Origin of the sequence: Arthrobacter sp. Soil761 (genome assembly GCF_001428325.1) — a bacterium.
Taxonomy (GTDB): Bacteria; Actinomycetota; Actinomycetes; order Actinomycetales; family Micrococcaceae; genus Arthrobacter.
In genome coordinates, this window is record NZ_LMSF01000009.1 from 22,688 (window position 1) to 41,863 (window position 19,176).

A 19,176-nucleotide genomic window follows, 5' to 3' on the forward strand; every position below is an offset into this window, starting at 1 on the left:
CGTGTCGGGCGCTGTAACCTAGGGAGCAGAACGAACGGCGCTGGTGAGCCAGCGGCAGGAAATCACCGTCATCGAAAGTGTGGACAGATACGTGAGCAGCGAACAGGGTTCAGCAACTCTGGAGGGCACGGAATTCGACCTGGAAAACGCGGTGATGGGGCCCACCGGGCGCCCATACCGGGAGTTCCCGGAACCCGCGCCGCTGTCCTCCCACGGTCCGGCCCGCGTCATCGCCATGGTCAACCAAAAGGGCGGCGTGGGGAAGACCACCTCCACCATCAACCTCGCCGCGGCGCTCGCCGAGTACGGCCGCCGCGTCCTCCTGGTGGACTTCGACCCCCAGGGCGCGCTCTCCGCCGGCCTTGGTGTCAACCCGCATGAGCTGGACCTCACGGTGTACAACGTCCTGATGGACCGCAAGGTGGATATCCGTGACGCCATCCACCACACGGGCGTCGAGAACGTCGACCTGCTGCCCGCCAACATCGACCTCTCCGCCGCGGAAGTCCAGCTGGTCAACGAGGTGGCGCGCGAACAGGTCCTGGACCGTGCGCTCAAGAAAGTCGAAGACGATTACGACGTCGTCCTCATCGACTGCCAGCCCTCCCTGGGCCTCCTGACCGTCAACGCCCTCACGGCAGCCCACGGCGTCATCATCCCGCTCATTTGCGAGTTCTTCGCCCTTCGCGCCGTGGCGCTGCTGGTCGAAACCATCGACAAGGTCCAGGACCGGCTGAACCCTCGCCTTCAGGTGGACGGCGTACTGGCCACCATGTACGACGCAAGGACACTGCACAGCCGCGAAGTGATCACCCGTCTGGTGGAGGCGTTCGGCGACAAGGTCTTCGAAACTGTCATCAAGCGCTCCATCAAGTTCGCAGACGCTACCGTGGCCGCGGAGCCCATCACCAGCTACGCCGGAAACCACGTGGGCGCCGACGCCTACCGCCGGCTGGCAAAGGAGCTGATCTCCCGCGGCGGCGCACCCTAACCACGCCGTGGCCGAATCCAAACCCGGCTTCGAGGTGCGGCTGGCCAACTTCACGGGTCCCTTCGACCTCCTTCTGGGGCTGATCGCCAAACACCAGCTGGACATTACAGAAGTGGCCATTGCCACCGTCACGGATGAGTTCATCAAGTACATCCGTAAACTGCAGCGGCTCGGTGAAGAGTGGGCCCTGGACGAGGCGAGCGAATTCCTGGTGATCGCCGCCACGCTGCTTGACCTCAAGGCGGCACGGCTCCTTCCCGCGGGTGAGGTGGAGGACGACGAGGACATCGCCCTTCTGGAGGCGCGGGACCTCCTCTTTGCCCGGCTGCTGCAATACAAGGCTTTCAAGCAGGTGGCAGGAATCCTGGGCGAAACCCTGCACCAGGAAGGCCGGCGCTTTCCACGCCAGGTGGCCCTGGAGGAGCACTTCGCGTCGATGCTCCCTGAACTGGTGTGGAAACACACGCCGCAACAGTTCGCCGCGCTGGCCGAGGCCGCGCTCCGGCCCAAAGCGCCCGCCCAGCCGCCGCAAGTGGCACTCGGCCACCTGCATGGGAGCAACGTCAGCGTCAAGGAACAGGCCCGGATGATGGGGCTTCGCCTGCAACAGGAGTCGCCCCAGACCTTCCGTTCCCTGATTGCCGACGCCGATTCCACCCTGGTGGTGGTGGCCCGCTTCCTGGCGCTCCTGGAACTGTTCCGGGACCGGGCCGTGTCGTTCGATCAGCTGTCCCCGCTGTCCGAGCTTGCCATCCACTGGACAGCCGAAGGCCGCGACTGGTCGGCGGAAAACCTGAGCGAAGAGTATGAGGAGCAGGCGTGAATTCCAAGCCGCAGGACCTGGCCGTGGAAGGCGGGGCAATGCTTGAGGACACAGGGAAGCCGGAGGACACGGCGCCACGGGAGGACGCGGACCACGGCCCGGACTTCGACGACCTCCCCGGCGGTGCCAAGGCTGCCCTCGAAGCGGTGCTCATGGTCCTGGACCAACCCGCCACGGAGGAAGAGCTGGCAGCCGGGGTAGGCCTGACGGTCACAGCGGTCCGCTCCCTGCTGGCAGAACTGCAGCGTGAGTATAACGGCTATACTGTTAAAGCCCCGGAGATGGAGGATGCCAGCCACACTGGCATTGGTTCCAGCCCCCGGGGTTTTGAATTGCGGAACATCGCCGGTGGCTGGCGGATCTACTCGCGCACGGAGTTTGCCGACATTGTCGGCAAATATGTGCTTGAGGGGCAGACCGCCAGGCTTACCCAGGCGGCGTTGGAAACGCTGGCAGTCATCGCGTACCGCCAGCCCGTTTCCCGGGCCCGGGTGTCTGCAATTCGCGGTGTCAATGTTGATTCCGTCGTACGGACGCTTGCCCAGCGCGGGCTGATCGAGGACGCGGGAACGGATCCCGAGTCCGGCGCAATCCTCTACCGGACCACCTCCTATTTCCTTGAACGGATGGGAATCAGTTCAGTGGAGGACCTGCCCCAGCTGTCGCCGCACCTTCCGGGACTCGACGGGATCGCAGAGTTCTACGACGCCGGGACCATGTAGGCAGGACCCTTCTGCCGGCAGCGGTCTCATGAGCAGTTTGTTTATCAGGTTTTCTATCAGGGCAGACGAAGTCTGCGCGGCTGGCTAGGGTTGTCCTTGGACATCTCTGCCGGCCAAAACACATTGAAGGACGGGTCATGACACAGGCGGGACGCCAGGGTTCACCACGTAACAGTTCGGGACGCGGCGGCAACGAGCGCAACAACTCCCAGCAGCGCAGCGCACAGGGCGGCGGCTTCAGCGGCGGTTCCCGCGGCGGAACAGCCAAGCGGGCAGCAGGATTCGGCGGGGACCGGCCCCACCGCGCCCCCAAGCCGCGCGAGGAACGCTTCATCGACCCCGATCTGGCGGGGGACCAGCAGGCACGGGCATCGGAGGGCGCCCGTGGCGCCAAGCCGTCGTCGCGCAAGCCCGCGGCACGCAAGCCCGGCGCCAAGAAAGCTCCCGGAACTCCCGGTGCCCTCAAGCCCAAGCCGCGTACCGGTGCACCCGGGACAGCCGCTTCCCGTGCATTCGGCAGCGAACGCTTCGGCCAGAACCTGGGTCCGGTCCGCAAGCCCGGCCGGAAGAAGGGCCCCCGCGGTAACGTTCCGCAGTCCGAACTCCATGATGCAGACGGCGTGCGCCTCCAGAAAGTAATGGCGTCCGCCGGAGTCGCATCCCGGCGCGTCTGCGAAGAAATGATCGCCGAGGGCCGCGTTGAGGTGGACGGCCAGGTGGTTACGGAACTCGGCATGCGCGTCGATCCCAAGACCGCCGTCATTCATGTTGACGGCTTGCGGATCCAGTTGGACGAGAACCTGGTCTACATGGTGTTCAACAAGCCCAAGGGCGTGGTGTCCACCATGGAGGATCCCGAGGGCCGGCCGTGCATCAGCGACTTCCTGAAGAGCAACAAGAACACCGGCGAACGCCTCTTCCATGTGGGAAGGCTCGACGTCGCCACCGAAGGCCTGCTGCTGCTGACCAACGACGGCGAACTCGCCAACAGGCTGACCCACCCGTCCTACGAGGTTCCCAAGACCTACCTGGTGCAGGTGCGCGGGCCGTTCCCGCAGGGCGTAGGCGCCCAGCTGAAAGCCGGCGTGGAACTGGAGGACGGGTTCGCGTCCGTTGACTCCTTCCGCCTGGTGGACTCCACCCCGGGCCACGTGCTGATCGAGGTTGTGCTCCACTCGGGTAAGAACCGGATTGTCCGCCGCCTCTTTGATGCTGTCGGCTTCCCGGTCCAGCGGCTGGTCCGCGTCAAGGTGGGCCCCATCGGACTCGGGGACCAGCGCCAGGGCAGCATCCGCAACCTGGGCAAGCAGGAAGTCGGCCACCTGCTGGCATCCGTAGGACTCTGACGCATGTCCGCGTTCAAAAGCCAGGGCCGCGGCCACCTGGATGGCCCGGTGGTGGTGATTGGTACCGGACTGCTGGGCGCCAGCATTGGGCTGGGCCTGCGGGGGCGTGGCGTACCTGTGTTCCTTTCTGACCCGTCACCCACCAACCAGGCGGTTGCGGTGGACATCGGTGCCGGGCGTCCCCTGTCCGAGCTGGGCAGCCGCAAAGCGCAACTGGTTGTGGTTGCCGCCCCGCCGGACGTGACGGCCGGCGTCGTGTGCCAGGCGCTGGCTGACTACCCCGACGCCGTCGTGGTGGACATAGCCAGCGTCAAGGCTGACATCCTGGCCCGTCTGCGCAGCCTCGGTGCCGACCTCACCCGGTACGTGGGCACCCACCCCATGGCCGGGCGGGAAAAATCGGGACCGGTGGCCGCCCGCGGCGAGCTGTTCACCTCCATGCCTTGGGTGCTGTGCCCCTCCGGGGAGACCTCCGGCGCTGCCCTGCAAGTGGCACGGTCGCTTGCCTCGGATCTTGGAGCGGTTGTCTCGCAGTTCACGGCGGACGAACATGATGAAGCAGTGGCCCTGGTGTCGCACCTGCCCCAGGTCATGTCATCCCTGCTGGCCAGCCGCCTCCAGGGAACGCCACTGCACGCCCTGTCGCTGGCCGGCAACGGCCTCCGCGACGTCACCAGGATTGCCGCGAGCGATCCCACCCTCTGGGTGCAGATCCTCGGCGGGAATGCAGCCAAGGTCGTGGAGATCCTCTACGGCGTCCGCGAGGACCTGAACCGCCTCATCGGAACCCTGGAACAGCCCACGGCACCGGGAGCCCGGCTGGACCTGGCACAGCTGATCAGTGAGGGCAACGCCGGCCAGGCCCGGATTCCCGGCAAGCACGGAGGCCCGCCGCAGGCATACTCCTGGCTCACCGTCCTGGTGGATGACAAGCCCGGCCAGATCGCGCAGCTGCTCACCGAGATCGGTGAAATCGGTGTGAACGTCGAGGATCTTCGGCTGGACCATTCCTCCGGACAGAACGTTGGCATGGTGGAATTGTCTGTGTTGCCGAACAAGCACGACCACCTGATCGAAGCTCTCAACGACCGCGGATGGCGGGTACTTCAGTAATGACACAGGAACTCCTCGAGACCATGCGGGCCCTGCGCATCGGCCGGCCGCTGGTGGTTGCCATCGACGGACCGTCCGGCTCCGGTAAATCCAGCGTGAGCAAGGAGGTTGCCCGCAGGCTGCGGCTGGCCTACCTGGACACCGGAGCGATGTACCGCGCACTGACCTGGTACTGCGTAAACCAGGGGATTGACCTTGATGACACGCCGGCCGTGGAACAGGCCTCCCGGGACTTTGCGCTGGAACTGAGCACCAGCCCCCAGGAGGAATACGTGCGGGTAGGCGGCGTGGACGTCACCGATGCCATCCGCGAACCGGCAATTTCCGCCGCGGTCAGCTCCGTGGCCACCACGCTTGGTGCCCGGACCGAACTGATCCGCAGGCAGCGGGACCTGATTGAAAAGCACCACCGCCGAATGGTGGTGGAAGGCCGGGACATCACCACCGTCGTCGCGCCCGGAGCCGAGGTGCGCATGCTCCTCACCGCAAGCGAGGAAGCCCGCCTCCGCCGGCGCGGCATCCAGCTGGGCGGTACCCAGAACGCCGAACAGCTGGCAGCCCAGGTGACCCACCGGGATGCCAGGGACTCAACCGTGGTGAACTTCACCCAGGCGGCAGACGGCGTGGTCACGCTGGACTCCTCGGACCTGGACTTCGAGCAGACCGTCAATGCCGCCCTCGTGATAGTTACAAAGGTCCTCAACCGTGACTGAGGCCCGGGCGGGTGTGCCAACCCGACTGACCATGGCGTGGAGCAGGCCGGTGGGATGGATCCTGGACCACGTGGTCTACCGGACCACGGTGACGGGCAGGAGCAACGTCCCCACCGGCGGTCCTGTGATCTTCGCAGCCAACCACATCAGCTTCCTCGACGGGCCGGTCATGTTCGGCGCGGCGCCGCGGCCCATGCACATCCTGGTAAAACAGGAGATGTTCCAGGGCTTCCTGGGCCGGGTACTCACCGCCTCCGGGCAGCTTCCGGTGGACCGGCAGGGTGACCGGGCGGCGCTGCAGCGCTGCAAGGACGTGCTCGACGCCGGACGCTGCGTTGGGATTCTTCCGGAAGGGACGCGGGGGAGCGGGGCAGCCGCGGACATCAACGGGGGCGTGGCCTGGCTGGCGCTGAACTCCGGGGCACCGGTTGTTCCGGTGGCCATCCTGGGCACCCGGCAGGGCGACGAGCACCTGGACTTCGTCCCGCGGCCGGGGCGGCGATTCCACGTCAGCTTCGGATCAGCCCTTACCCTGGCCCGCCGGGCTGGTGAAAGCGGGCGTGCTTCAATGGACAGGGCGGCGCAGGACATCCGTGCAGCGCTGGCCGGGCACGTCCAGGACGCTATCCAACTCAGCGGGCAGCCTTTGCCTTCCGCTGACCACAACGACTTGACAGCAGTAGCCGGGGACGCCGGCAGATGACCACTAAGGACAGTGCAATGAGCGACACCACCCAGACTTCCGGGCCTTCCGGCACCGACGACGAATACACTCCCACCGGCACCGACCAGGTTGCCGAACGGCTGGCAGCGATTGGCGACGACGAAGCGGAGCTGCGTGCCGCCTCCCTCCGGGCCGGCCTGGAGGATTACGAGCTTGACGAGGACGATGCCGCCCTGCTGAGCGGGGAGTACGGCGACGAGGACTTTGACGGTCCCGTCAAGCTGGATCCCGTCCTGGCAATCATCGGCCGGCCAAACGTGGGGAAGTCCACGCTGGTGAACCGCATCCTGGGCCGCCGCGAAGCAGTGGTGGAGGACACCCCGGGCGTCACCCGTGACCGGGTCATGTACTCCGCGAACTGGAACGGCCGCAACTTCACGCTGGTGGACACCGGCGGCTGGGAGCACGACGCCCGCGGCATCCACGCCCGCGTCGCCGAGCAGGCCGAGATGGCCGTGGAACTCGCCGACGCCGTGCTTTTCGTGGTGGACTCCGCAGTGGGCGCCACCGCCACGGACGAAGGCGTCATGAAGATGCTGCGCCGCAGCAAGAAGCCGGTCATCATGGTGGCCAACAAGGTGGACGACTTCGCCCAGGAAGCGGACAGCGCCGCATTGTGGGGCCTCGGTTTCGGCGAGCCCTACCCGGTCTCTGCCCTTCACGGCCGAGGTGTCGCGGACCTCCTGGACCACGTCATGGACGTGCTCCCTGAATACTCAACGATCGAGGGAACGGACCGCTCAGGCGGCCCGCGCCGTATCGCCCTGATCGGCCGCCCCAACGTGGGCAAGTCCTCGCTGCTGAACAAGCTTGCAGGATCCGAGCGCGTAGTGGTGGACAACACCGCAGGAACCACGCGTGACCCCGTTGACGAATTCATTGAACTCGGCGGCCGCACCTGGCGCTTTGTGGACACCGCCGGCATCCGCCGCCGCCAGCACATGGCGCAGGGCGCTGACTACTACGCCTCACTTCGGACGCAGGCCGCGCTCGAGAAGGCGGAGGTCGCCGTCGTGCTCCTCGCCGTGGACGAGGTCCTCAGCGAACAGGACGTGCGCATCCTGCAGCTGGCCATCGAGTCCGGCCGCGCGCTGGTCCTGGCATTCAACAAGTGGGACCTGCTCGACGATGAACGCCGCCGTTACCTGGAGCGCGAGATCGAGCAGGACCTGGCCCATGTGGAATGGGCGCCGCGGGTCAACATTTCGGCAAAGACCGGCTGGCACAAGGACCGCCTGGTCCCGGCCCTGGACCTTGCCCTGGAGAACTGGGACAAGCGGATCGCCACCGGGCGCCTCAACGCCTTCCTGGGTGAGCTCGTGGCCGCCCACCCCCACCCGGTCCGCGGCGGCAAGCAGCCCCGCATCCTCTTTGGCACCCAGGCCTCCAGCCGCCCGCCCAAATTCGTGCTGTTCACCACGGGATTCCTGGACCCCGGGTACCGCCGTTTCATCACGCGCCGCCTGCGGGAGACCTTCGGATTCGAGGGAACTCCGATTGAGGTCAGCATGCGCGTGCGCGAGAAGCGTGGCCGGAAGCGTTAATTGCGACACACCTTGGGCTGATCACCGGAAAGTGTCACAGGCACCCCTCCGGATCGTGTAAGCTCTTCTAGGTGGTTCGGCCGGACTGCTGATGAAAACCCTCGGGTTGAGTTCAGCGGAGAACGGCGGAACCAGCGGGCTGTAGCGCAGCTTGGTAGCGCACTTGACTGGGGGTCAAGGGGTCGCAGGTTCAAATCCTGTCAGCCCGACCAGAAAGCCGCGGAAACCTTAGGGTTTCCGCGGCTTTTGCGTTGGTGGGATATGGACCAGTCCGTCGTTGGCCCAGCTAGCCGAGGGCGGCGTCGAGGGTGACGAAGCCGTAGCCTGCCGCCCGGAGCTGGGAGATCACCTGCGGGAGGGCCGCGGCGTCGAGCGTTGAACCGTCGTCGGGGTTCGAGCCGAGGTGCATCAGGACAATCTCCCCGGGCTGTGCGGAAGCCATGATGCGCTGGACGACAAAGCCCGGGCCGCGCGTTCCGTTCATGGTGCCTTGCCAACCCAAGGTGTCGACGGTCCACCGGATCGCCGCGTACCCGGCGGCGTTGGCGTCTGCAATCGTGCGGGAATCGCGGGCGCCGAACGGGAAGCGGAAGAACGGGAGCGGGTCGCCTCCAGCGGCCTCGATGGTCCTCTGCGCGCTGCTGATCTCAGCCGTGATCTGGGCGTCCGTCAGGGCGGTAAAGTCCGGGTGGGTCATGGAGTGATTGCCGATCCGATGCCCCGCGTTGTAGATCAGCGCCGGGTCGGAGGGGAACTGGTTGACCCAGTCTCCGGTGAGGAAAAACGTGCCCGGGACGCCGTTGGCTGCGAGGGTGGCGAGGATCGATCGGAGGCCGGCGTCGTTGGCGCCGGCGTCGAACGTGAGCGCGACAACCTTCTGCGCAGTCGGAATGCGCTCAAGATCCACGCCCAGGAGCGCCGGCGGGATGCTGGTATAGATGACCTCGATCCTGCCGCTGGCCGAGTGCCACAGGATCGAACCGTGCTGGAAGTCATTGCGGCGGCCGCCCGTGATGCCGTACTCGCCGCTGGTTGGGTAGCCGAGCCGGCTGCGCTCCCAGCCGAGGGCCGCCCACTGGGCCCGGATTGCGCCGTACACCTCGTGGGCTCCGGTGGCGGGCGACCAGTAGATCGACGAGCCGGCATTCGAGCCGCTGAAGTGGTTGTACCGGCCGACCCCGTCGGGGGTGCCTGTCTCGTCCGTCAGCGGGAATCCGAGCACGCCTGCCGGGCCGCCGAGCTCCAGATAGCGTCCGCGGATTGCCCCATGCACCTCGTGCGCTCCGGTGGCGGGGCTCCAGTAGATGGATCCTGCGGCGAAGTCGTTGTATCGGCCGGGGGCGCCCGGGGCGGCGGTCTCGTCAGTGAGTGGGAAGCCCAGGAGGCCTGCGGGTCCGCCGAAGGCGAGATAGCGTCCGCGGATTGCCCCGTGCACCTCNCGCTTCCTCTAGGAGGCTTCGTTGCCCCGGGAGGGTATTGCCCCGTGCACCTCGTGTGCTCCGGTGGCGGGGCTCCAGTAGATGGATCCTGCGGCGAAGTCGTTGTATCGGCCGGCGGCGCCCGGGGCGGCGGTCTCGTCAGTGAGTGGGAAGCCCAGGAGGCCTGCGGGTCCGCCGAAGGCGAGATAGCGTCCGCGGATTGCCCCGTGCACCTCGTGTGCTCCGGTGGCGGGGCTCCAGTAGATGGATCCTGCGGCGAAGTCGTTGTATCGGCCGGCGGCGCCCGGGGCGGCGGTCTCGTCGGTGAGTGGGAAGCCCAGGAGGCCTGCGGGTCCGCCGAAGGCGAGATAGCGTCCGCGGATTGCCCCGTGCACCTCGTGTGCTCCGGTGGCGGGGCTCCAGTAGATGGATCCTGCGGCGAAGTCGTTGTATCGGCCGGCGGCGCCCGGGGTGGCGGTCTCGTCGGTGAGTGGGAAGCCCAGGAGGCCTGCGGGTCCGCCGAAGGCGAGATAGCGTCCGCGGATTGCCCCATGGACCTCGCGTGCTCCGGTGCCGGGGCTCCAGTAGATGGTGCCGGCCGTGTAATCCTGGGCGCGGCCCCCAGCGATGTCGTACGCGCTCCCGACTGGCGTGCCGAGGAACGATGCGCTGCCGCCGAGCTGCTCGTAATGCTGGACAATCGCGTCGTCACCGGCCTGCTGCACCGCCATCGACGCCGGACCGCTCCGCTGCACCGCCACCGCTGGTACGGCGGCCGCGGCGGGCACCAGGGCCGTGCCCCCGAGACCACCGCCGAGGGCGAGGGCCAAGGCCATTCCGATGACTGTGGGGCGGGACCTGCGCATTGTGACCCCTTCGTGGTGACCGAGACATGCGAGCCTTGGTCAAGACGCTACGCCCCAGGGGTGTGCCGGGGCAGGGCCAGAGGTCCCGAACCGCAATCCGGTCACCCGCGACACCGTCCGCAGCCGCGGGATGCCTTGGATGCCGGATCTTCCTACTTCAGGAACTTCGAAGTCCTGCGGTCGGCCAGGATTTTGCCTTTGGTCTGGCAGGTGGGGCAGTACTGAAGGGCAGTGTCCGCGAATGAGACTTCCCGTACCGTGTCGCCGCAGACGGGGCAGGGCTGTCCGGTCCGGGCGTGAACCCGCATGTGGCTGCGTTTGACGTCCTTGAGGTCCTTGGGCGGCTTGCCGGCTGCTTCGGCCAGTGCCTCGCCCAGCACGCTGTGGATGGCGTCGTACAGCACCTGCACCGTCTCCCGGTCCAGGGATTTGGCGATGGCGAACGGAGAGACCCGGGCGGCATGGAGGATCTCGTCGCTGTAAGCGTTGCCGATGCCGGCGATCACGCTTTGGCTGCGCAGCAGTCCCTTGACCTGCTGCGAACTGCCGGCCAGGATCGCAGCCAGCATGTCGGCGTCGAACGCCTCGGTAAACGGATCCGGGCCCAACGTGGCGATGCCCGGCACGTCCCGCGGATCCCGCACGACGTAGACGGCCAGGCTTTTCTTGGTGCCCGCTTCCGTCAGGTCCAGCCCGCGCGGCCCGTCGGGACCGGAGAAAGCAGCCCGCACTGCGATGAGGCCCTTGCCCATCCGGAGCTGGCTGTCGGCGGGGGAGTCCGTGAAGCGCACCCAGCCCGCGCGCGCCAAATGGAACACCAGGGAAATGCCGTCCGTGTCAATGCTGATGAACTTTCCGAACCGGCGGACGCCGGACACGGTGCGGCCCTCGATGGCGTTGAACGGCGGATCGGCCGTCTTGAGCACGGCAAACGAGACAATCTGCAGTTTCGCTACAACGCAGCCCCGCAGCTGTTCATCAAGGAACGCGGCCAGACCGGCGACTTCAGGCAGTTCCGGCATGGCCTACCTTTCCTGTCCCCGGCATGCTGAACCGGTGCTTGCACTCATGGGTCCCATCTTGTCAGAAACGCCCGCGCCGGCCCCGGCAGTTATGCCTATACTTTCAGCGGCGGCCCGTTTTACGGGCCCCTTTTGACATTGGCGCGTACCCCGATGAAAGGCCACCCATGAGCAACATTCCCGAAGACCTGTCCTACACCGCCGAACACGAGTGGGTCACGGCCCCGAATGCCGACGGCGTGGTCCGCGTGGGAATCACCGACTTTGCCCAGGACGCCCTTGGAGATGTCGTCTACGCCCAGATGCCCGAAGTCGGCACGAAGATTACGGCGAACGAAGTGGTGGGCGAGGTCGAGTCCACCAAGAGCGTGAGCGACATCTACGCACCCGTTTCCGGCGAAGTGGTGGCCCGGAACGACTCCCTGGACAGCGATTCGGCCCTCATCAACACCGATCCCTACGGTGACGGCTGGCTCATCGAGGTCAAACTCGCCGAACCGGATGCAGTTGAGTCCCTGCTCAGTGCATCCGAGTACGAACAACAGGTAGGCTAAAGCTAACCGGTAATTCCGGTCCGGCCCCGCGCCGCAGGCAAAGCGTCTTCGCACGTCAGCCCCCGGATCGGGAGCCGGCGCCGGACCTGCTGGCAGGGCCGGAGAGCAAACGTTGGCTGCAGGTTTGCGCCTGCAGCGTCACAGAGGAGGAATCCATGGCTGGCCACAGACACAACCCTGCCGATGGGGATTACGGCACGGGTGCGGCTAAGGCGTCGGAGACCACCTCGATCCATCTCACCCCCATCACCGATGAACCCACCATCGCGCCCAGGCTGTCCTCGGAAGAGCGCAACTCGGTGGAAGCCCTGCCCGCCGGTTCCGCGCTCCTCGTGGCCCACAGCGGGCCGAATGCCGGCGCCCGGTTCCTGCTGGATTCGGACGTGACCACCGCGGGGCGCCACCCGGACGCGGACATCTTCCTGGACGATGTCACGGTTTCGCGCCGCCATGTCGAATTCCGGCGCACGGCACGCAGCTTCGAAGTCGTGGACATGAACAGCCTCAACGGCACCTACGTCAACCACGACCGCGTGGACCGCGTTGAGCTGAGGTCCGGCAGCGAAGTCCAGATCGGCAAATTCCGCCTCACCTTCTACCTGAGCCCTGCCACGGCTGCAGGCCGCAGCTGACCCGGGGACCGCTGCCTGTGGCAATGGCACAACCGGAACGCCGGGGCCCCCAGGTCCTGAACATTGGCGAAGTTCTCGCCCAGCTGAGCGCCGACTTCCCTGGCATGACCGCGTCGAAGATCCGGTTCCTTGAGGAAAAGGGACTGATCAACCCACGCCGCACCCCTGCCGGCTACCGCCAGTATTCCGACGGTGACGTGGAGCGGCTGCGCTTCGTACTGGCCCTGCAGCGGGACCAGTACCTGCCCCTGAAAGTCATCAAGGACTACCTTGACGCCATTGACAGGGGGGAACGGCCGGAGAACCTGCCTCCCGGCGTCGTGGTTTCCCCGCGCATAGTCTCCGACGAGCTGGCCGCCGAACTTCAGAACCGCGGCCGGAAACTGAGCGAGGAACAGCTCCGCACCGAATCCGGCGCCAGCGTGCCCCTGCTGCAGTCGCTCCTGAGCTTCGGCCTCATCAGCCACAGCAACGGCCAGTTCGACGAACATGCCCTCCAGGTGGCCCGCGCGTGCGTCCAGCTGGAAAGCCACGGGCTGGAACCAAGGCACCTGCGGCCTTTCCAGGCCGCGGCCGAACGGGAATTCGGCCTGGTGGAACGCGCTGTGGCGCCGCTTGCCTCGCGCAAGGACTCTGCATCACAGGCGCGCGCGGCAGAGGCGGCCCGCGAGATCAGCGATCTTTGCCTCACCCTGCACCGGGCCCTGGTGCAGGACCACATCTCACGCATGGACATCTGATGATTGAAGTCGAGATTGTAGGCGTTCGCATCGAACTGCCTTCAAACCAGCCGCTGGTCCTGCTCAAGGAGATGCACGGCGAACGCCACGTCCCCATTTGGATCGGCACCCCGGAAGCCAGCGCCATCGCCCTTGCCCAGCAGGGTGTGGTCCCGCCCCGGCCCATGACCCATGATCTCCTGGTGGACGTCGTGGAGTCCCTGGGCCACTCAGTGGTCAGTGTCAACATCGTCGCGGTGGAGGACAACATCTTCTACGGGCAGCTGCAGTTCGAAAATGGGACCACGGTGAGCTCGCGGGCGTCTGATGCCCTTGCGGTGGCGCTCCGCGCCAAGTGCCGGATCTGGTGCGCCGACTCCGTGATGGATGAGGCCGGCGTCCGCATCACTGAGCACGACGAAGGCGAGGATACAGAGCCCGGCCCCACCGTGGATGAGGAGCGCGAACTGCGCCGCTTCCGTGAGTTCCTTGACGATGTGGAACCTGAGGATTTCGACGGCTAAGGTCACGTTAAGGTTAAAGTTAAGCCTGAAAGTTTCGACACGCCTCTTCCAACCCCCGAAGGTCTTTGACCTGGGGACCTGCCGGGCCTAACGTCGAAGTATCAAGTTCCCTTGCTTACGGCAGCCGCGCAAGTCACACTGGAAAGTGCGCCCCGCGGAATAATTACACGCATGGTCTTCATGCCAAGGCTTGCCGTTACAAGTTCCCGGGAGCGTACGACAAGGAGGATCCAGGTGAGTCCCAAAGGCGAAGCAGGCGGGCTGAAACAGCCCACGGCTGGTGTTGCTGTGCCCGTGAGCGGTGCCCAGGGCCTCCTGTTCACCGAGGACCTTCCCGTACTGGACGAGGACGCCGGCTACCGCGGTCCTACGGCCTGCAAGGCAGCAGGCATTACTTACCGCCAGCTCGATTACTGGGCCCGGACGGGCCTGGTTGAGCCGGCCGTCCGCGGCGCGGCAGGATCCGGCTCCCAGCGGTTGTACGGATTCAGGGACATCCTGGTGCTCAAGGTGGTCAAGCGGCTCCTCGACACCGGCGTTTCCCTTCAGCAGATCCGCACCGCCGTTGAACACCTCCGGGAACGCGGCGTCGAGGACCTGGCCCAGATCACGCTCATGAGCGACGGCGCCAGTGTCTACGAGTGCACGTCCGCGGACGAAGTCATTGATTTGGTGCAGGGCGGCCAAGGCGTTTTCGGCATTGCCGTGGGACGCGTCTGGCGCGAGGTGGAAGGCAGCCTCGCGTCCCTGCCCAGCGAGCATGCCGCCGAGCAGTCCTTTCCGGACGATGAACTGAGCAAACGGCGCGCTGCCCGGAAGATCAGCTGACCGGTTCTTACACGTAAACAATCAGGGCGGCCCTCCAGTTGGAGGGCCGCCCTGATTGTTTAAGACGTGAGGTCCTAGCGGGCGCGGCTGCGCAGGCCCTTGCCGGACGCCATCAGGGTGGACAGCAGTTCGTCGAACAACCCGGCCGCGGACTTGGCTGAATCCCCGGGCCAGTGGTGGACGGGGTGCGCCGCGCCCTGGATCTGCTGCCAGTTGGCCTGTTCGGGAATCCGCGGGCTCAGGAGGAGTTCGCCGAACATGGACTCCATCTCCGCCAGGCGGTAGGTGTGCTCGGAAGAGCCGCTGCGGACGCGGTTGGCCACGATGCCCGCCGGTGACAGATTGGGCGCAAACTCCTGCTTGAACAGCTGGATGGCCCGCATGGTGCGTTCCGTGCCGGCAACCGAGAACAGGCCAGGTTCGGCAACCAGGGCGACCTTGTCGCTGGCGGCCCACGCCATGCGCGTCAGGCCGTTGAGTGACGGCGGGCAATCGATGAGGACAAGCTGGTACTCTTCCGTGCCGGCGAGCACGGCGGAAAGCCTGCGGAGGTCCCGGCGGCCAAGGTCCGGCCGGTCGTAGATTCCGGTGTAGGCAGAGCCGACGGCGACATCCAGGACAGCGGGCCCGGCGCCGTTGGAGGGGGTGCGGTCAGCCCAGCTGCTGCGCACCACGTTCCCGGCCAGTTTCGCCCTTCGTGGGCTCTTCAGCATCCGGCCGATATCCAACTGGTCGCCCGGCTGTACGCCGAGGGCCGTGGTGGCGTCGGCGTGCGGATCCAGGTCCACCACCAGCGTGCGGACTCCGGCGGCAAGCGCCGCAGACGCCAATCCTGTGGTGACGGAAGTCTTGCCGACTCCACCCTTGAGGCTGCTGATGCTGACTACTTGCACTTGAGAGACCAAAACCTAACGCCGGATGCCGTGTTGGGGGTAATGTTTGCCTCGGCAGAGCCGAAGCCGGACGGTCCTGCCGCCCTACTCATCATATGTTGATGCGTCGGCGAATCCTGCTTTACCGGGCGTCGGCATGGCACCGACTGTGCTGCCGGGGCGGTTTCCGCCAGCCAGGCTGAAAGCGATCGGGACATGACGGGAAAATCTGTGACTGTTGCCACAAAGATTTGTGTTTGTCCTTGTAGGTCCTAGACACTGTGACCACTCATCGATCCACCCCGCAATGATGCAGGAGAAGCATGTTTTCCAAAATTCTGGTGGCCAACCGCGGTGAAATCGCGATCAGGGCCTTCCGCGCCGGCTACGAGCTGGGCGCCAAGACCGTTGCCGTTTTTCCCCAAGAGGACCGAAACTCGATCCACCGCCAGAAAGCGGACGAGGCGTACCTGATTGGCGAGGAAGGCCACCCCGTCCGGGCATACCTCGACGTCGCAGAAGTGGTACGGGTGGCCAAGGAGTCCGGCGCGGACGCCATCTACCCGGGCTACGGCTTCCTGTCGGAAAACCCGGACCTGGCGCGTGCGGCCAAGGAAGCCGGCATCACCTTCGTGGGTCCGCCCGCCGAGGTGCTGGAGCTTGCGGGCAACAAGGTTGCCGCACTGAAGGCGGCCCGCGAGGCGGGTGTGCCGGTCCTGAAGTCCAGCGAGCCGTCCAAGGACCTGGACGAGCTCCTGGCCGCGGCCGATGAGATCGGATTCCCCATCTTCGCCAAGGCTGTGGCAGGCGGCGGCGGCCGCGGCATGCGCCGCGTGGATACCCGCGAGGCCCTGCCCGAGGCATTGAAATCGGCCATGCGCGAAGCGGACGCGGCGTTCGGTGACCCCACCATGTTCCTGGAGCAGGCTGTCCTGCGCCCGCGGCACATCGAGGTGCAGATCCTCGCGGACGCCGAAGGCAACGTCATGCACCTTTTCGAGCGCGACTGTTCCATCCAGCGGCGGCACCAGAAGGTCATCGAGATCGCTCCGGCCCCCAACCTGGATGAAGGCATCCGCCAGGCCCTCTACCGCGATGCGGTGAAGTTCGCCAAGGCCTTGAACTACGTCAACGCCGGTACCGTCGAGTTCCTGGTGGACACCGAGGGCGAGCGGGCAGGCCAGCACGTCTTCATCGAAATGAACCCGCGCATCCAGGTGGAGCACACGGTCACCGAGGAAGTCACGGACGTGGACCTGGTCCAGGCCCAGATGCGGATCGCCTCCGGCGAGACCCTCGCCGACCTTGGCCTGTCACAGGACTCCGTCAAGCTGCGCGGCGCAGCACTGCAGAGCCGCATCACCACGGAAGATCCCGCAAACGGTTTCCGGCCCGACGTTGGAAAGATCACCGGTTACCGTTCGGCCGGCGGTGCCGGCGTGCGGCTGGACGGCGGTACGGTCTACTCCGGCGCCGAAATCAGCCCCCACTTTGATTCCATGCTGGTCAAGCTCACCTGCCGCGGCCGGGACTACCCGGCAGCAGTGGCCCGGGCCCGCCGTGCCCTGGCCGAATTCCGCATCCGCGGTGTCTCCACGAACATCCCCTTCCTCCAGGCAGTGCTGGACGATCCCGACTTCATCGCCGGGGATGTGGCCACGAACTTCATTGACCAGCGCCCGGAATTGCTCAAGGCCCGCGTTTCGGCAGACCGCGGCACGAAGCTCCTCACCTGGCTGGCCGACGTCACCGTCAACAAGCCCAACGGTGAATTGACCGTGCACTCCAATCCCGCCCGGAAGCTGCCTGACGTAAAAGGCATAACGGCAGCACCGGGTTCGCGCCAGAAACTCCTCGAGCTGGGGCCGGAAGGCTTCGCGAAGGCGCTGCGGGAGCAGAACGCCGTGGCCGTCACGGACACCACCTTCCGCGATGCGCACCAGTCCCTGCTGGCCACCCGCGTCCGCACCCGGGACCTCGTTGCCGCCGGTCCGGCCGTCACGGCGCTCCTTCCACAGCTGCTGTCCGTGGAAGCCTGGGGTGGAGCAACCTATGACGTCGCGCTGCGCTTCCTGGGGGAGGACCCCTGGGACCGGCTCGCTGCCCTGCGCGCCGCCATGCCGAACGTCTGCATCCAAATGCTGCTGCGCGGCCGGAACACCGTTGGCTACACACCGTACCCGGAGGAGGTCACCGAGGCGTTCGTCAACGAGGCGGCCGCCACCGGCATCGACATTTTCCGCATTTTCGACGCCCTGAACGACGTCAGCCAGATGGCACCGGCCATCCGTGCCGTGCGCGCCACCGGCACCGCCGTCGCCGAGGTGGCCCTCTGCTACACGGGCGACATGCTGGACCCGGAGGAGAAGCTCTACACGCTGGACTACTACCTCCAGCTGGCACAGAAGATCGTCGACGCCGGAGCCCACATCCTGGCGATCAAGGATATGGCCGGCCTGCTCCGTCCCGCAGCTGCCGCCAGGCTCGTGGCTGCCCTCCGCGAACGGTTCGACCTGCCGGTCCACCTGCACACGCACGACACCGCCGGTGGCCAGCTGGCCACGCTGCTGGCCGCCGTCGACGCGGGTGTGGATGCCGTGGACGTTGCTTCCGCATCCCTGGCCGGCACCACGAGCCAGCCCTCGGCGTCGGCCCTTGTCGCCGCCCTTGCCCACACTCCACGGGACACCGGCATCAGCCTGGACGCCGTCAGCTCGCTCGAGCCGTACTGGGAGGCCGTCCGCCGCGTGTACGCACCGTTCGAGTCGGGCCTGCCCGGCCCCACCGGCCGCGTGTACAAGCACGAGATCCCGGGCGGCCAGCTGTCCAACCTGCGCCAGCAGGCCATGGCGCTGGGGCTGGGGGAGCGGTTCGAAGCCATCGAGGACATGTACACCGCCGCGGACCGCATCCTGGGGCATCTGGTCAAGGTGACGCCGTCGTCTAAGGTAGTGGGCGACCTTGCCCTGCACCTGGTGGGCCTGAACGCCGATCCCGCTGATTTTGAGGCGAATCCGCAGAATTACGACATTCCGGACTCCGTGATCGGCTTCCTGTCCGGCGAGCTCGGTGATCCTCCCGGAGGCTGGCCGGAGCCCTTCCGCACCAAGGCCCTCCAAGGCCGCAGCGTGAAAGTCCGCGACGTGGAACTCAGCGCCGAGGACAGCGCCGCACTGAAGTCTGATTCCAAGACCCGCCAGCGCACGCTGAACCGGCTGCTCTTCGACGGTCCCACCAAGGATTACCTGAAGAGCGTGGAGACCTACGGCAACATCTCCGTGCTGGATACCCGCGACTACCTTTACGGGCTGCAGCGCGGCACCGAGCACGAGATCCAGCTGGAGCGCGGTGTCCGGCTGATTGCTTCCCTGGAGGCGGTCTCGGAGCCGGACGAGAAGGGCATGCGCACCGTCATGTGCACCCTCAACGGCCAGTCCCGCCCGGTCATGGTGCGCGACCGGTCGGTGGTCAGCAACGTCAAGGCCGCCGAGAAGGCCGATCCCGCCCAGCCCGGGCAGGTGGCCGCACCGTTCGCAGGTGCCGTTACCGTCACGGTCAAGCCCGGCGATTCCGTCAACGCGGGTGACACGGTGGCAACCATCGAGGCCATGAAGATGGAGGCGTCCATCACGACGCCGGTGGGCGGCAAGGTTTCCCGCCTGGCCATCTCAGCGGTGGAGCAGGTCCAGGGCGGGGACCTGCTGCTGGTCATCGAAGAGTAGGGTAAGGCTGCACAACAAAGGAAGGGTCCTTCACAAGGTGAAG

Annotated in this window: 17 protein-coding genes, 1 tRNA gene and 1 pseudogene; 15 read left to right on the plus strand and 4 right to left on the minus strand. The window is 66.3% G+C overall.

Going from position 1 to position 19,176, the window contains the following annotated elements:
• Positions 1-91 precede the first annotated feature (91 nt).
• From ASG79_RS07120 to ASG79_RS07160, 9 genes and pseudogenes are all read left to right on the plus strand, one after another.
• Positions 92-991, plus strand: coding sequence for a ParA family protein (locus ASG79_RS07120; protein WP_026266195.1), 900 nt, complete (start codon positions 92-94; stop codon positions 989-991).
• Between the two features lie 7 nt (positions 992-998).
• Positions 999-1,814: a segregation and condensation protein A gene (locus tag ASG79_RS07125; RefSeq protein WP_018772021.1), complete on the plus strand. Its 816-nt coding sequence runs from the start codon at positions 999-1,001 to the stop codon at positions 1,812-1,814.
• On the plus strand, positions 1,811-2,536 hold the full coding sequence (scpB, locus tag ASG79_RS07130) for an SMC-Scp complex subunit ScpB (protein WP_082581692.1): 726 nt from the start codon (positions 1,811-1,813) through the stop codon (positions 2,534-2,536). The genes ASG79_RS07125 and scpB overlap by 4 nt, the downstream gene beginning before the upstream one ends.
• Before the next feature lie 137 nt (positions 2,537-2,673).
• Positions 2,674-3,882 (plus strand): pseudouridine synthase, encoded by a 1,209-nt coding sequence (locus ASG79_RS07135; RefSeq protein ID WP_018772023.1) that lies wholly within the window; start codon positions 2,674-2,676, stop codon positions 3,880-3,882.
• Between the two features lie 3 nt (positions 3,883-3,885).
• Positions 3,886-4,995 (plus strand): prephenate dehydrogenase, encoded by a 1,110-nt coding sequence (locus tag ASG79_RS07140; RefSeq protein ID WP_056389716.1) that lies wholly within the window; start codon positions 3,886-3,888, stop codon positions 4,993-4,995.
• Entirely contained in the window at positions 4,995-5,708 is a 714-nt protein-coding gene (cmk, locus tag ASG79_RS07145) for a (d)CMP kinase (RefSeq protein ID WP_018772025.1), read from the plus strand. The genes ASG79_RS07140 and cmk overlap by 1 nt, the downstream gene beginning before the upstream one ends.
• Before the next feature lie 31 nt (positions 5,709-5,739).
• Positions 5,740-6,418 (plus strand): annotated as a pseudogene (locus ASG79_RS07150) (lysophospholipid acyltransferase family protein).
• 10 nt (positions 6,419-6,428) lie between these two features.
• A complete protein-coding gene (gene der / locus ASG79_RS07155) occupies positions 6,429-7,976 on the plus strand; it encodes a ribosome biogenesis GTPase Der (RefSeq protein ID WP_018772027.1) in 1,548 nt (515 codons plus the stop codon).
• A 135-nt stretch (positions 7,977-8,111) separates the two neighbouring features.
• Positions 8,112-8,188 (plus strand) — tRNA-Pro (locus tag ASG79_RS07160).
• 74 nt (positions 8,189-8,262) lie between these two features.
• On the opposite strand, the gene ASG79_RS23825 is transcribed toward ASG79_RS07160, so the two are convergent.
• The 3 genes from ASG79_RS23825 to ASG79_RS07175 form a co-directional block, all read right to left on the minus strand.
• The coding region (locus ASG79_RS23825) for a polysaccharide deacetylase family protein (protein WP_235509758.1) at positions 8,263-9,414 on the minus strand (1,152 nt) is incomplete at its 5' end.
• 9 nt (positions 9,415-9,423) lie between these two features.
• Positions 9,424-10,260, minus strand: a complete 837-nt coding sequence (locus tag ASG79_RS07170) for an LGFP repeat-containing protein (RefSeq protein WP_056389721.1) — start codon at positions 10,258-10,260, stop codon at positions 9,424-9,426.
• A gap of 152 nt (positions 10,261-10,412) precedes the next feature.
• Positions 10,413-11,282, minus strand: a complete 870-nt coding sequence (locus tag ASG79_RS07175) for an Fpg/Nei family DNA glycosylase (protein WP_056389725.1) — start codon at positions 11,280-11,282, stop codon at positions 10,413-10,415.
• Positions 11,283-11,449: 167 nt separating this feature from the next.
• Between ASG79_RS07175 and gcvH the strand changes: the two genes are divergently transcribed.
• The 5 genes from gcvH (at position 11,450) to ASG79_RS07200 (ending at position 14,539) form a co-directional block, all read left to right on the plus strand.
• On the plus strand, positions 11,450-11,836 hold the full coding sequence (gcvH, locus tag ASG79_RS07180; protein ID WP_018763524.1) for a glycine cleavage system protein GcvH: 387 nt from the start codon (positions 11,450-11,452) through the stop codon (positions 11,834-11,836).
• Positions 11,837-11,991: 155 nt separating this feature from the next.
• Complete coding sequence (locus tag ASG79_RS07185) at positions 11,992-12,468, plus strand: FHA domain-containing protein (RefSeq protein WP_018771493.1); 477 nt, start codon at positions 11,992-11,994, stop codon at positions 12,466-12,468.
• A gap of 23 nt (positions 12,469-12,491) precedes the next feature.
• Positions 12,492-13,208 (plus strand): MerR family transcriptional regulator, encoded by a 717-nt coding sequence (locus ASG79_RS07190; RefSeq protein ID WP_018763526.1) that lies wholly within the window; start codon positions 12,492-12,494, stop codon positions 13,206-13,208.
• A complete protein-coding gene (locus ASG79_RS07195; protein ID WP_018771495.1) occupies positions 13,208-13,711 on the plus strand; it encodes a bifunctional nuclease family protein in 504 nt (167 codons plus the stop codon). Before ASG79_RS07190 ends, ASG79_RS07195 begins: the two co-directional genes overlap by 1 nt.
• 234 nt (positions 13,712-13,945) lie before the next feature.
• Complete coding sequence (locus ASG79_RS07200; RefSeq protein ID WP_018763528.1) at positions 13,946-14,539, plus strand: MerR family transcriptional regulator; 594 nt, start codon at positions 13,946-13,948, stop codon at positions 14,537-14,539.
• Positions 14,540-14,613: 74 nt separating this feature from the next.
• Here ASG79_RS07200 and ASG79_RS07205 read toward each other — a convergent pair whose 3' ends face one another.
• On the minus strand, positions 14,614-15,432 hold the full coding sequence (locus ASG79_RS07205) for a ParA family protein (protein ID WP_056389727.1): 819 nt from the start codon (positions 15,430-15,432) through the stop codon (positions 14,614-14,616).
• A gap of 302 nt (positions 15,433-15,734) precedes the next feature.
• Between ASG79_RS07205 and ASG79_RS07210 the strand changes: the two genes are divergently transcribed.
• The gene (locus ASG79_RS07210; protein ID WP_018771497.1) at positions 15,735-19,133 is read left to right on the plus strand and encodes a pyruvate carboxylase; all 3,399 of its coding nucleotides are present in this window, start codon (positions 15,735-15,737) and stop codon (positions 19,131-19,133) included.
• Positions 19,134-19,176 lie beyond the last annotated feature (43 nt).